Origin of the sequence: Vreelandella janggokensis, assembly GCF_031451615.1 — a bacterium.
Lineage (GTDB): Bacteria > Pseudomonadota > Gammaproteobacteria > Pseudomonadales > Halomonadaceae > Vreelandella > Vreelandella janggokensis.
This window is the reverse complement of record NZ_JARWAJ010000001.1, coordinates 419145-432201: the sequence shown is the minus strand read 5'-3', so window position 1 is coordinate 432201 and position 13057 is coordinate 419145. Positions and strand designations below refer to the sequence as shown.

The 13057-nt window shown below is 56.6% G+C and carries 12 protein-coding genes; 6 read left to right on the top strand and 6 right to left on the bottom strand.

Annotated features, from left to right (window positions below):
• Positions 1-18 precede the first annotated feature (18 nt).
• Both QC816_RS01975 and QC816_RS01970 read left to right on the top strand, forming a co-directional pair.
• Complete coding sequence (locus QC816_RS01975) at positions 19-1041, top strand: amidoligase family protein (RefSeq protein WP_309780688.1); 1023 nt, start codon at positions 19-21, stop codon at positions 1039-1041.
• Positions 1042-1134: 93 nt separating this feature from the next.
• On the top strand, positions 1135-1818 hold the full coding sequence (locus QC816_RS01970; protein WP_085918176.1) for a gamma-glutamyl-gamma-aminobutyrate hydrolase family protein: 684 nt from the start codon (positions 1135-1137) through the stop codon (positions 1816-1818).
• Here the strand turns inward: QC816_RS01970 and tpx are convergent.
• Complete coding sequence (gene tpx / locus QC816_RS01965; protein ID WP_309780687.1) at positions 1808-2311, bottom strand: thiol peroxidase; 504 nt, start codon at positions 2309-2311, stop codon at positions 1808-1810. The genes QC816_RS01970 and tpx overlap by 11 nt on opposite strands.
• A gap of 98 nt (positions 2312-2409) precedes the next feature.
• Here tpx and QC816_RS01960 point away from each other — a divergent pair, with 98 nt between their 5' ends.
• Positions 2410-3126: a glutamine amidotransferase gene (locus QC816_RS01960; protein ID WP_309780686.1), complete on the top strand. Its 717-nt coding sequence runs from the start codon at positions 2410-2412 to the stop codon at positions 3124-3126.
• Here QC816_RS01960 and nfi read toward each other — a convergent pair whose 3' ends face one another.
• Positions 3127-3819 carry a deoxyribonuclease V gene (gene nfi / locus QC816_RS01955; RefSeq protein ID WP_309780685.1) on the bottom strand — a complete coding sequence of 231 codons (693 nt, stop codon included), beginning with the start codon at positions 3817-3819 and terminating at the stop codon, positions 3127-3129. It lies immediately after the preceding gene.
• 114 nt (positions 3820-3933) lie between these two features.
• Entirely contained in the window at positions 3934-5646 is a 1713-nt protein-coding gene (locus tag QC816_RS01950; RefSeq protein WP_085918180.1) for a DEAD/DEAH box helicase, read from the bottom strand.
• 523 nt (positions 5647-6169) lie between these two features.
• On the opposite strand from QC816_RS01950, the gene QC816_RS01945 reads away from it, so the two are divergent.
• Positions 6170-6367 carry a CsbD family protein gene (locus QC816_RS01945; protein ID WP_085918181.1) on the top strand — a complete coding sequence of 66 codons (198 nt, stop codon included), beginning with the start codon at positions 6170-6172 and terminating at the stop codon, positions 6365-6367.
• A gap of 105 nt (positions 6368-6472) precedes the next feature.
• A complete protein-coding gene (locus QC816_RS01940; RefSeq protein ID WP_199283783.1) occupies positions 6473-6970 on the top strand; it encodes a PRC-barrel domain-containing protein in 498 nt (165 codons plus the stop codon).
• An 86-nt stretch (positions 6971-7056) separates the two neighbouring features.
• On the opposite strand, the gene QC816_RS01935 is transcribed toward QC816_RS01940, so the two are convergent.
• Both QC816_RS01935 and QC816_RS01930 read right to left on the bottom strand, forming a co-directional pair.
• Positions 7057-8052 (bottom strand): glutathione S-transferase family protein, encoded by a 996-nt coding sequence (locus QC816_RS01935; protein WP_309780684.1) that lies wholly within the window; start codon positions 8050-8052, stop codon positions 7057-7059.
• Positions 8053-8128: 76 nt separating this feature from the next.
• Positions 8129-9043, bottom strand: a complete 915-nt coding sequence (locus QC816_RS01930; protein WP_085918184.1) for a LysR family transcriptional regulator — start codon at positions 9041-9043, stop codon at positions 8129-8131.
• Positions 9044-9571: 528 nt separating this feature from the next.
• Between QC816_RS01930 and QC816_RS01925 the strand changes: the two genes are divergently transcribed.
• On the top strand, positions 9572-11296 hold the full coding sequence (locus QC816_RS01925; protein ID WP_309780683.1) for a peptidoglycan DD-metalloendopeptidase family protein: 1725 nt from the start codon (positions 9572-9574) through the stop codon (positions 11294-11296).
• Between the two features lie 82 nt (positions 11297-11378).
• On the opposite strand, the gene QC816_RS01920 is transcribed toward QC816_RS01925, so the two are convergent.
• On the bottom strand, positions 11379-13010 hold the full coding sequence (locus QC816_RS01920; protein WP_199283785.1) for a L,D-transpeptidase family protein: 1632 nt from the start codon (positions 13008-13010) through the stop codon (positions 11379-11381).
• Positions 13011-13057: the final 47 nt, after the last annotated feature.

Sequence of the window (13057 nt, the reverse complement as noted above, 5' to 3'; positions counted from 1 at the left end):
ACCTCACAGGATGCCGAGATGACGTTAGAAGCGCCACCTAATGGATGGAACTCAAAGGGCAAAACTCGCCAGGTCGGTGTCGAAATCGAGTTTGCCGGTCTGCCCCCACGCGACACAGCCCTGATCGTGCGCGAGCTGTTTGGTGGCGAGCTTAACGTGGTCAGCCCTCATCGGCTACTGGTCGAAGGCACCCGTTGGGGCGAATTTGGCATTGAGTTGGATACCCAATATGCGCACCCTGACCGGGCACTACTGGAGGAAATCCACGAGCAGGACAGCGAATGGTCGCGCCAGCAACACCAACATCGCCTGGAGTTCCACCGTAAAACCCGCGAGTTGATTGGCGATATGGTGACGGGCCTGGTGCCTACAGAGATCGTTTGCCCACCGGTGCCCTGGAACGAGCTTGACGAGCTCGATACGCTGTTTGAGGCATTGCGGACGCACGGGGCCAAAGGCACGGATGCCAGTTTACTCTACGGTTTTGGGTTACACCTCAACCCGGAAGTTGAGCGCGAAGACGTGGATTACTTGCTGGCGATGCTACGCGCCTACCTGCTCCTGGCAAGCTGGCTGCGCAGCGAGATCAAGGTGGATATCACTCGCGAAGTGCTGCCCCACGCCAATCCCTTCCCCAAAGAGTATGCACTCAAGGTATTAAACCGTCAGTACACGCCGGATATCGACACGCTGATTGATGACTATCTGCACTACAATCCCACCCGTAATCGGGAACTGGATTTACTGCCACTGTTTGCTTACCTTCGCCCTGACCACCCGCACAAGCTGTTGCATGGCGAGTTGACCAAACCGCGACCAACGTTTCATTACCGGCTACCTAATGCCCAGCTTTCGGAGCCCCATTGGGGAGGCGTCACGGAATGGAATCGCTGGGTCGCCGTGGAACGTTTGGCAGCCTCCAGGGAAAACCTTGATGCGCGCTGCGACCACTATATCGCCCAGCATAACCGGCCATTGATTACTCGCCTGGCAAGCCGAGCCAAGCGATGGTGGAGTGAGCACGCTTCAACGAAGCGCTGATAGCTTTAACCTCGGGGTATTCCTGTTCAGTCCTTCACGTCGACTATTCATACACATTGACTATTCATTCACATTAACCAAGAGTGCCGTTGCATGGCCCGCCCGTTAATTGGCATTACTACTTCCGATGCAAAAAGCCAGCTTGCCTGGTGTTTCGACTGGTTTGCAGTCTGGCGTCATGGTGGCCGACCGCTGCGTTTATCGCCTGCCAGACCTCTGCCCGATGATCTTGACGGACTTATCATCGGCGGTGGTGATGATATCGAAGCCTCACTCTATGGTGGTGAGGTGCAGCTGGACGTCCGTTTGGACCCTGCCCGAGACGAACTGGAGCTCAGGCTGCTGAAGCATTTCATCCCGCGAAACACCCCCGTACTGGGTATTTGCCGGGGCGCTCAACTGATCAACGTGCACCTGGGGGGAACCCTGGACCCGGATATTTACACGACCCATGAAGGATTGAAGCGTCGACGCACGGTGCTGCCGCGCAAGACCGTCGATATCGTGGGGGCCAGTCAGTTGCACCGCTTGCTCGGCGTTACCTGGTGCCGCGTCAACAGCCTGCACCACCAAGCCGTCAATCGGGCAGGAAAGGGAATCGACATTGTCGCCCGCGACCGCGATGGGCTGGTTCAGGGTATTGAGTCCCGGGACCACGATTTTCTGCTTGGCGTGCAATGGCACCCTGAATGGCTGGTTTTCAACCGCCCCCAACAGCGTTTAGTTCGCGCACTGGTGGCGGCGGCAGAGCGCCGTCAGGCCACTATCAAGCGTTAAGCGTAGCTAGCGCCGCGTCGTAATCCGGCTGGTTTTTCAACTCACTGACCAGCTCGCTGTGCAACACGCGGTTATCGGCGTCCAGCACCACGACGGCCCGGGCACACAGCCCTTCCATAGCGCTATTGCACAACGCAACGCCCCAGGCTTCCTGAAACTCGCGATGGCGGAAGGTGGACAGCGTTTCGACATCGTCCAGGCCTTCCGCGCCGCAAAACCGCTTGGCGGCGAAGGGCAAATCGGCAGACACCACCAACACCACGGTGTTTTCAAGCTTGGACGCCAGCTCGTTAAACTGCCGGGTCGACATCGCGCAAGTCGGCGTATCGACGCTGGGAATGATGTTGAGAACTTTGCGTTTACCTTGATACGTATCAAGGGTGACATCCTGAAGCTCACTGTTGGTGAGCGTCATGGCAGGCGCCACTTCGCCTGGGGCTGGCAAACGGCCAGCAACATCCATCGGCTCACCGGCACGGGTAATCTGTTGCATATCAGACTCCTGAACGTAGTATGGGACGCCTATACTGCATCCTAAACGGAAATTATCCTAGCTGGTTTGTTACACGCCGCGCCAAGACGAGAGCCATCATGCCTTCTTTAGTGATTCTTAAAACCGGTGATGCCTTCCCGGAAGTGGTTGAACAGCACGGTGATTTTGAGCAGCTTTTTATCCAGCAACTGCGCGAGGCGCTACCTGACGACCTGACATTAAGCGTTTGGGATGTACGGGAGAAAACACCAACGGCGTCGCCCGCCTCGTTTGCCGGTGTGGTCATCACCGGCTCGCACAGTATGGTGAGTGAAGCACCGCCATGGAGCGAGGCGCTAAAACCCTGGCTCAAGCAGGCGCTGGCCGACGACGTGCCAATGCTCGGCGTGTGTTACGGGCACCAGCTCATGGCAGCGGCCTTTGACGGCGTCAGCGACTTCCACCCCGCCGGTCGGGAGTCAGGCACACATCGGCTAAGGCTTACCCAGGCCGGTCAGCAGGATCCTCTCTTCAGCCAGTTGCCCGCGTCCTTCCCGGCGCATCTCACCCATGCGCAATCAGTGATGCAGTTGCCACCCAACGCCACGGTGCTCGCGCATAACAGCCACGATGCCCATCAGGCACTACGCTATGGACCACGCCAATGGAGCGTGCAGTTTCACCCCGAATTCACTGCACCGGTGATGCGGGCGTATCTGGAGCGTCAGCGGGCAGCGCTAAGCGACCAGGGCGAAGATCCCGACGCCCTGCTGAGTGGCGTTCACGACACGCCAGAGGCATCAGGCCTTCTGCGCCGCTTCCTGGCGTTTGTGTAGTCAATCGCGTCTTTGACCACGTCGGGAGGCCAGCCGGTCTGCCAGACGGGTGGGCTCTGGCAGCTTGGTAGCGCCCAGGCAGCGCAACACCCATAGCAAAGACGCTTCCAGTGACAGGCGATGGCCAGGCGACACATACACCGGTTTCACCTTGGCACGTGACCGTAACACCGCGCCAATCACCTCACCGCCGCGGACAGTGAGCGGCACCCAGTCGCCACGCTGCTCGCCCACCTCAGTATGGCAGCCGATAAGCCGCGACTTGGCAATGCCAATGGTCGGCGTATCCAGCCATAGCCCCAGATGAGAGGCAACCCCCAGCCGGCGTGGGTGGGCGATGCCCTGTCCGTCCACCATCACCAGTTCGGGTTGAACGGTCAGTTTTATGAAGGCGCCAAGCGCAGCAGGGATTTCTCGAAACGACAGCAGCCCGGGGATATAGGGCATGCGGGTGGGCTCGCGGTGAACCACTTGCTCTATAACGCTTAAGTCAGGCGCAGTATCAGGGTCCCACTTGAGCACCACCACCGCTGCCCGGGTTGTTTCACCGCCATCCTCAAAACCGATATCCACTCCGGCAATATGGCGTACCGTATCGAGTCGGTCGGTCAGCTCAAGCCGCTTTGCCAACTCCGTCTGCAGCGCCACTGCGTCCTTGGGCGCCAGGCTCCATTCATGCAGTGATGCAAGCATGGTTTCCTCCTTGGGCGGGTGAGCGGTGAATATAACAAAAAACGCCCCCGCACCTGGGAAGGCACGGGGGCGTCGGATGTCACCAGTGACCGCTAAGCGGCAACTGATGGCGCCTTAGGCGCGTTCGCGGCGACGAACCGGCGCATCGCCTTCGTCACGGCGACGGCGCGGAGCACGCTCTGGGGCGCTGTCTTCGCTGATTTCCAGCGGACGGCCGGATACGCGAGCACGCGCCATCTTGGTCAGGATTGAAGACGGCAAACCGCTTGGCAGTTCAACTACCGAGAAGGCATTACGGATATCGATACGGCCAATACGCGCGCCTTCGATGCCACCTTCGTTAGCCAGCGCACCGACCAGTTGACCGGGCTTGACGCCGTCTTTATGGCCGACAGAAACGCGGTAGCGGGTCATGCCTTCGCTGGGCGTGCTTGAACGCTCACGGCGAGCACCCGGCTTGCCGCCAGACGCGCCATCACGCGAAGGCTTCTCTTTGCGCGGTGCCTGCAGACGACCAATAGGCGCTTCATCAGCGCGGGCCATGGCAGAGAAGGCACAGGCCAACTCGACCGGATCATGGCCTTCTTCTACCAGACGCTCGATCAGCGCACGCTGTTCTTCTGCCCCTTTGGTTAACGAAGCAATGACGCGCTGATGGAAAACTTCATCACGGTGCGCACGAATAGCAGATTCGTCAGGTAGCGGCATTTCGGTCATTTTCTGGCCGGTTGCCTGCTCCATCCAGCCCACTTTGCGTCCTTCGCGGAAACCGGCAAAGGTAATAGCGATACCGCTGCGGCCGGCACGGCCAGTACGACCGATACGGTGGGTATACGCTTCCGCATCCTGGGGAAGATCGTAATTGATGACGTGGGTGATCCGCGCTACGTCCAGACCACGTGCGGCCACATCGGTGGCGATCAGCACGTCGACCTTGCCACGCTTCAAACGGGTGATGGTGCGCTCACGCAGGCTCTGGTCAAGGTCACCCGAAAGGCCTGCCGCATTGATACCACGCGCCGTCAACTGCTCTACGAGGGTGGTACAGGCGGCACGGGTACGGACGAAGACAATGGCGCCATCGACCGGCTCGACTTCGAGAATACGCGCCAGGGCTTCAAGCTTGGCGCCACCGTCAACACGCACGATGCGCTGCTCGATGTTTTCACCCGTCGTTGTGCCTTTCTCGATCGCGACTTTAACCGGGTCGACCAGATAGCGGTTAACAATACGCTCGATTTCAGTCGGCAGGGTCGCGGAGAAGAACACGCGCTGCGCATTTTTCGGGGTATCGGCAACCACGCGTTTTACGTCGTCGATAAAGCCCATACGCAGCATTTCGTCCGCTTCGTCCAGCACCAGCGCAGAAAGACCGTCAAGTTTCAGACTGCCGCGGTCGAGATGGTCGATAATCCGACCAGGGGTGCCGACAATAACCTGGGCACCGCGCTTCAGCGCGCCGAGTTGCTCACGGTACTCTTGACCGCCACACAGGGTAGCAACTTCGAGGCCTTTAAGGTTTTGGCCGTATTTACTGAACGAGACAGCCACCTGCTGAGCAAGCTCGCGAGTCGGTGCCATGACCAACACCTGAGGCTCACGGCGCGTCAGTTCCAGACGCGATAACAATGGCAATGCAAACGCAGCGGTTTTACCGGTACCGGTTTGCGCCTGGCCCAGCATATCCCGCCCTTCGAGCAACGCAGGAATGGTCTGCGCCTGAATGGGTGAGGGAGTTTCGTAGCCCTGAGATTCAACAGCCGTCAGAACGGCAGGCAATAGAGCAAGATCGCCGAAGCTCGGCGAAGCGACAGAAGTCGAGGTCATTAATCACACCTTGGTAGGCCGGTTGTTCCGGCAAAAAACATCGTAAGCGTCTCTGACTCGTTAATGATGCGCACGTCAAGGCAGCATCAAAGAACATGGCTCCGCATAGCGGATATCGTCATCGGTGGAGTCGGAGACGCCGGTCGCACCCAGCATCCGGATTGGCGCTTTGATAGCGGTTCAATCCGCCGTGGCGACCTTGTTGCGCCGATTTCACCCGTTTGGTGAAATACTGGAGGCGCGCCATCTTCACAGCAGTCAACATCTGGCGTTAGCAAGATGTTCCAGCAAACGTTGCTTCGTAGGGAGCGGTTCTTGGGAACGACTCGTGACTACGCAGGCAAACGCTTATCGTCGTGATGGTGGGGTCAGCACATGCGAGGAGTGCGCATGCTAACACCGCCTTCGGTACCTGACCAGTCATTTCAGTGTTTTTTCGTTCGCTGCCTCCTTGCACCATGCCATATTTCGTCTAGCCTGATGGGTGCCTTATCAATTTCATGGCACCTCAAGGAGTGATTCGATGAACTGGGATCAAGTCGAAGGAAGATGGACCGAAGTGAAAGGCAAAGCACGCGCCAGCTGGGGCGAAATCACCGACGATGAACTTGATCAGATCGCCGGCAAACGTGACCAATTGGTGGGCAAGCTGCAGCAAAAATATGGCTTGGAAAAGGAAGAAGCCGAGCGCAAGGCGGACGACTGGGCCAATTCCCTGTAATCGTTCAACGCGCCAATATATTCTCTCAATATTCTGTTGCCTGTCGCCTAGTCGACACGGCTACCCAACCAGATATTGAGGTTCGTAGCCACAAGGAGAGATGCTATGCGTAAATCAATGATCACCACTGCCGTCAGTGCAGCCCTACTCAGCAGTGTTGCCCTCAATGCCAATGCTGCTTCAGACGAGCCACAAGGCATGTATTCCGCCGACGACATCATGGATGCGAGTGTTTATCTCGAAGGCAATTCCAATGAAGAAATCGGTGATGTCGACGACATTCTACTGAACGAAGATATGCAGGTCAGCGCCCTGGTCGTCGAAAGCGGCTCTGTCCTCGGCCTGGGCGGTCGCGAAATCGTCGTCGACACTGACTACTTCAGCCTGGAAACCGATACTGACGGTGACGAAACCGAGCACCGTGTCCTCATCAGCGCCTCGGAAGAGGAAGTAACGTCGTTCCCGACTTATGACCGCGACTGGTGGGAGCAGACCAAGGCAAATGCCCGTGATGCTTGGCAAAGTACCGAGGAAGGGGTTCAAAGCGCCTGGCAAACAACTCGCGAGGCCATTGATCCTGACGAAGAAATCAACGAAGAGTAACTTCAGCGTTGATATCATAAATTCCCTTTTAGGAATAACGTCAAAAAAGCCACCGCGAGGTGGCTTTTTGATTTCCAGACGTTTGATCAGGCCTTGCGGCGTATTCCCTTCCCCGATAACCGCTCGCGATCATGGGGACGATCGAAGTTCAACGCTGGCCCAACCGGCACGATACGCGTGGGGTTGATGGTGTCGTGACTGTAATAGTAGTGGCGTTTGATGTGGTCCATGTTGACCGTTTCGGCGACGCCCGGCCACTGATAAAGCTCGCGCACATAGTTGGCTAGGTTAGGAAAGTCCTCGATGCGCTTCACGTTACACTTGAAGTGGCCGTAATACACTGCATCGAAGCGTATCAAGGTGGTAAACAGTCGAATATCCGCCTCGGTCAACCACTCACCTGTCAGGTAACGATGCTGTGCCAGACGCGTTTCCATACGTTCCAAGGCATCGAACAGCGCCTGTACATGTTTTTCGTAAACGCGCTGTTCGGTAGCAAAGCCTGACTTGTAAACACCGTTATTGATGTGGTCATAAACGTCGGCATTGACCTCGTCAATGACATCGCGCAGATCATCAGGGTAGAAATCCAGGTCATTGCCGGTCAACTCGTCAAAGGCGCCGTTAAGTATACGCACCAAATCGGCCGATTCATTATTGACAATCGCATCACGCCGCTTGTCCCAAAGCACAGGGACGGTAACGCGCCCGGTGTAGTGGGGATCGGTCATTGTATAAAGCTGGCGATGAAACTCGACCCCATTGACAGAGTCGCCGCTGGCACCTTCGTCTTGATGATAGGTCCACCCTTGATCAAGCATCAACGGGCTGACGTGGGAAGTCCCGATAATCGACTCAAGTCCCTTTAGAGCGCGCATGATAAGCGTACGGTGCGCCCACGGGCAGGCTAGCGATACATAGAGATGATAACGGTTCTTTTCAGCCGGGTAACAGCTACCTTCAACACCTGGATGATCGCCCACCCAGTCGCGCAGCTGGGCGGATTCGCGCACGAACTCCCCCCCATGTTTCTTGGTGTCGTACCACTGGTCGTGCCATTCGCCATCAATCAGCAGCCCCATGGTGTATCTCCTCAAAGCGGTTAGCGTCGATTCAGCATACGCTTGGGGGTACGCGACTCAAGCGGATGTTTTAGCGCTATTCATTCGACGCAATCGAATCCTCGGAAGCACACTCACGCACCGCCTGGCGCAACGCTGCAGCCATGGCATGAGCCGCCGGGCCAGCACGGTCCTGATCACGAAAAATTAATTGGATAGGGACTTCCCGAATACTGCCCGCTGCCAGTGGTAATGGCTTGAGCTGGCCATCACGGAGTTCTTGTTCGATACGCGTTTCTGGCATCCAAGCAAAACCAAGGCCCCGCTTGAGCATATCGAGCGAGGTATTCAGGTGGCTGACCGTCCAGCGCTGTTCGGCTTTCAACCAACCAGCGTTAGTCGATTGGCGAAGCGCGGAATCCCGGACGACTAGCTGACGGTGCTGGGCAAGGTCGCGCAGATCCAGCGATCTACCCAATCTGTGCAGCGCATGAGCGGGATGGGCGACGGCAACAAACTTCACCATCACCAGCGGCTCCCCAAGAAACCCTTGCGCCTCAATACCTGAAATCACCAAGTCCGCGCGGCCATCGTATAGCATTTCAATGCCGCCATTTAAGACGCTTTCAAACAGTTGTACCCGTACCTGGGGATAGGTTTCAGAAAAACGCTCCAGCGCTTTCGCCTGGGCGCCAGCAGGAAACACCTGATCAATTGCGAGAACAACTTCCGCCTCCAGTCCGGCTGCCAACCGCGAGGCCACATCTTCCAGCGACTCAGAACTTTCAATCAACTGACGTGCCCGGCGCAGCAGTAACTCGCCGGCCTCCGTCAGCCGGACCTGGCGCCCTACCGGTTCAAGCACCTGAACCCCTAACTGCTCTTCCAGTTTATGTACCGCATGGTTCAACGTTGAGGGACTTTTATGCACGGCCTCGGCGGCCCGAGCAAACCCTCCATGGTCAACCACGGCGGCTAACATCTGCCACTGTGCAAGTGTTACCCGAGACATTTCGATTTCCCCGACGCAAAACAGCGAAACAATCGCCAAACTTTCGATAAAACCATAGTGCCAGCTTATGGCCCGGATTACCGTAACCCGAACCAACTATTCTGCAAGACGCTTTCTACAAGCCCCTTACCTGAAAGCCCCTTCAGGTGACGCAATAGCTTGTCGTCGGGCAGAGCAACTTATGGAGTTATGGAGAGATTTTAGCGCCAATATTAGTTAGACATTACTTATATAGATACTTTACAAAAAGCCAAATACAGCTATGCTTTGCTTGCTAAGCACATGGAAGCTCGCAAAATTTTTTCACTCTATAAAGCTTACAACAAGGATGTTTATCGCCTAGCATTACATTTGTTAGCAAACAGTGTTCAAAAAACTGTAGAATCTGCTATGTTCTTGCGCGATTGGGCGTAAGCTCCCTTTATGTATGGATATACAGTCTAGGCACTCCCGCTATCATGGGTTATGGTTCATGGGTTTATTCGCTTTTGTTACTTTAAAATCACGAACTCGGCGGTCTATTTACCCATGTTGCGAATCCTTCATTCGCTGCCCCGCACGCATAAATTGTTATTGTTACCGGTAGCCACCATGGTTACGGTGCTGGGCACACAAAAATTGTTAACGACATACAACGAACTGAATCAACCTGACGCTCCAATGGAGAGCGTTCTGGTCCCTCTTCCAAGCGATTCTACCCCTGGCGTCCCCGTGCTTCATAAAGAACGCACCCCGGTGGCTGATGCCATCGACCGCGCCTCCCGCGCCCTTGATGCCACTCGCGATAACATACCGCTGAGCGATCTGAAGGCGACCGAGATTGTCGATCTGGACGTTATTGATGGCGCGCAAGCCGATGTAAAACTACAAACTGCAAGCGTGCCAGCTCCCTCGTCCGCTGTACTCAGCGCTTCAGACACACTCGGCGCTTCAGACACAAGTAAGACAAATAACGTCATTCTTAATGATGGCGCGCTGCACATGGCGGTTGTGATCGGCACCCTTACCAGCGGCATGCTGGATGTCGACGACGAATCATCTACCCAGATAGCCGACGCCACGTCCTATGAAGACTATGGCGCTGAATTGTTTGGCGATGTGTCTTTCCTTGATTTGGAACTTGCCGCAGAAGAGCCGTTTGTCCCGCAGTGGGAAACCCATATCGTTGAGCCGGGAGAAACCTTTGCGGTTCTGGCCCAGAACCAATTAGGCCTGGGTTACAGCGAAGTCCTCGAGCTGCTTGACGACGTTCCCGATCCCAAAATGCTGACCCACTGGCGTGCAGGCCACAGCTTCGATTACCAGCTTGACGAAGAAGGTCGCCTGCTGTCGCTGCGTATGATGAAAAATACCCGTGAAGGGGTATTGGTTGAACGCCAAGATGACCAGTACGCCATCACCGGCATTGAGCGCAAAGGCGAGCCGGTTCAACGCCTTTACGCGGGTACCGTCAGCGGCAGCTTTGCCCGCTCCGCCCAGTCGACGGGTCTTAGCAGTAGCGCCGTTACGGCATTGACCCTACTGCTCCAGAAAAAACTCGATTTTCGCCGCGACAGCCGTCGCGGCGATCATTTTCAGGTGCTCGTCGAATCTGACATGATTGAAGGCGAAACGCTTGACTCACGTGTACTGGCGGTTAAATACCAGGGCGAACGCATGAATTTGACAGTCGTTCGCAATGCTACCGACGATAAATTCTATACGCCTGAAGGTGCTAGTCTGGACCCGGCCTTTGCACGTCGACCGTTTGAAGGCAACTACCGCCTGAGTTCCGGCTTCAACCCACGCCGTAAACACCCGGTAACCGGGCGCATAAGCCCGCATAACGGAACCGATTTTGCCATGCCCATCGGCACCCCCGTCACGGCCCCGGCTTCGGGCCGGGTCGAGAAGGTCGCCAACCATTACGCCGCCGGCCGCTATATTGTCGTTCGCCACGACAACGGCTACCGCACCCGTTATTTACACCTTTCAAGACCTCTGGTCAGCCAGGGCGAACGGATCGAAATGGGCGAGCGCATTGCGCTATCGGGCAACTCCGGCCGCAGCACTGGCCCGCATCTGCACTACGAGGTCATTGTCAACAATTCTCCGGTCAACGCGATGACCGTTGAGCTGCCTGAGAATACCAGCCTGAATGGCGATACGCTCATCGCATTTCAGCGCCAGGCCGAGCCCATACTGGCGGCACTGGATAGCGGCGAAACCGGCACTATCAGTTTGGTCGGCAACACCTCAGAAGACGACGAATAACTCTCGCGTTCCAACAAAAAAGCGCCACACACGTGGCGCTTTTTTTATTTCCTTACTCGGCAATCGGCCGCTTACAGGGTCATTAACCCGATAGCTGCATGGGTTGGCTAAGTGCCGACTCCACGGCTGCGTCGTGGCCGTATATATCCGGCCGAAACTCGACCTCGCCCTCAGCATTCGGCCAAGCCGTCAAATAATGCAGCGCAATGGGCACGCGACGCGGCAAGCTGAGCTGCCGATCGCTTTGACTACTGGCCACCAAGCTCGCCACCTGTGCCGAACTGCCGGTATCCTCTAACAACAGCTGGGCAAACTGGGTAACACCCTCAACCCTGACGCAGCCTGAGCTGAGCGCGCGCTGATGCCGCTGAAAAAGCCCCTGGGCTGGGGTATCGTGCAGATAGATCATATGGTCATTGGGAAAGCGCACGACGATGCTCCCCAATGGGTTCGCGCTACCTGCTACCTGGCGCAGCATGACACTGCCCGGCTGCTGCCAATCGACCTCCTCAGCATTCACCGGGTTACCGTCAAAATCAACCACCTGAATATTTTCCTCGGCTAGATAGCCCACGTCCTCACGAACACGCGGTAATACGTCCTCACGCATGATCGTCGGCGGGATGGTCCAGCTTGGATTTAACGTTAGATGAGTAATCGCCGATTGAATCACCGGCGTTGCACGCTGGGGGGAACCTACCACGACGCGGGTCTGCCAATGCTCGCCGCCTGGCCGATTGTAATGCAAGCGGTAGCCGGCAAGGTCGACCCACACCCTTGGCGCATTGTCCGGCTGAGATCCCATCCAGCGCGCACGCTCAAGGTTCACCTTGAGCTGTTTGGCCCGCAATGACAGCGGGACGTTAAGCGCGCGTCGGGTTTGTTCGCCGACCACGCCATCTTCCTGAAGCAGATGGCGCCGTTGAAAACGTTTGACGGCCGCCGCCAGCGGCGCATCAAAATGTCTTTGATCAGGGGTGTCGACGTCTACCAGCGGATAAGCCTGCGGGTTAGCCGCCAGCAGGTGCGGCTCGCCCCAGTGCGTCAGTCGACGACGCAACGTTAAAACATCATCATGTTGATCGCCAGGTCTGAGCGATTCTTCACGATGATCAAGGTAAGGCACGCTCGACTGCAATGACCGCGATTGGAAATCAATAAACGCAGCTCTTAGTCGACGGTACGCCGAGGAGTCCGGACGTGCCTGGTCAAACGCCGCCGCCATATCCATCTGATTAACGGCCTTGGCCACCGCCCCCATCGAGTAACCTCGCGATGGCCGCTCAGCATCCCATTGAGCACTTAACTCTCGGGGATTCACCTGGCCACGATTCAAATGATCAAGCGCCTGCAAAAGCGCCTGGCTCGCTTGCAACTCAAACGTCACCTGGGCAGACTCCCCACCTGCCTGGCTGCGCTCAAACGCTTCCATGAGCGACGCTGACGCGTAGTTCTCAGGGTTTATACCGTCCTGCTCAAGCGCATTGAGACCTGCCACAAGCGCTTCCACGCTTGCCGCCGTCGTCCATACAGGCTGGTAATCGCGGTATTGATAGAAACTTTTGATCGGCAACTGTTGTTCACTCGCCGTCACACGCACTTCCAGCGTGTCGCTAATGGGTGTTGTGTCTGCACCAGCACCACCCACCGCACCTACGCTCAGGCAAAGCGCCACCCCCATCGCCCATCGTCTTAATGGCTGCCGCTCGTTCATTGCCCTCTCCTTGCGTTACTATGGCTGTCCCAATAATGTACGTACTT

What these genes read in the sequence shown, in the direction of transcription:
- QC816_RS01925 (WP_309780683.1), top strand. Translation starts at nt 9,572, where the DNA reads ATGTTGCGAATCCTTCATTCGCTGCCCCGCACGCATAAATTGTTATTG.
- nfi (WP_309780685.1), bottom strand. Translation starts at nt 3,819, where the DNA reads ATGCTTGCATCACTGCATGAATGGAGCCTGGCGCCCAAGGACGCAGTG.
- QC816_RS01950 (WP_085918180.1), bottom strand. Translation starts at nt 5,646, where the DNA reads ATGACCTCGACTTCTGTCGCTTCGCCGAGCTTCGGCGATCTTGCTCTA.
- QC816_RS01940 (WP_199283783.1), top strand. Translation starts at nt 6,473, where the DNA reads ATGCGTAAATCAATGATCACCACTGCCGTCAGTGCAGCCCTACTCAGC.
- QC816_RS01975 (WP_309780688.1), top strand. Translation starts at nt 19, where the DNA reads ATGACGTTAGAAGCGCCACCTAATGGATGGAACTCAAAGGGCAAAACT.
- QC816_RS01930 (WP_085918184.1), bottom strand. Translation starts at nt 9,043, where the DNA reads ATGTCTCGGGTAACACTTGCACAGTGGCAGATGTTAGCCGCCGTGGTT.
- QC816_RS01920 (WP_199283785.1), bottom strand. Translation starts at nt 13,010, where the DNA reads ATGAACGAGCGGCAGCCATTAAGACGATGGGCGATGGGGGTGGCGCTT.
- tpx (WP_309780687.1), bottom strand. Translation starts at nt 2,311, where the DNA reads ATGCAACAGATTACCCGTGCCGGTGAGCCGATGGATGTTGCTGGCCGT.
- QC816_RS01970 (WP_085918176.1), top strand. Translation starts at nt 1,135, where the DNA reads ATGGCCCGCCCGTTAATTGGCATTACTACTTCCGATGCAAAAAGCCAG.
- QC816_RS01935 (WP_309780684.1), bottom strand. Translation starts at nt 8,052, where the DNA reads ATGGGGCTGCTGATTGATGGCGAATGGCACGACCAGTGGTACGACACC.
- QC816_RS01945 (WP_085918181.1), top strand. Translation starts at nt 6,170, where the DNA reads ATGAACTGGGATCAAGTCGAAGGAAGATGGACCGAAGTGAAAGGCAAA.
- QC816_RS01960 (WP_309780686.1), top strand. Translation starts at nt 2,410, where the DNA reads ATGCCTTCTTTAGTGATTCTTAAAACCGGTGATGCCTTCCCGGAAGTG.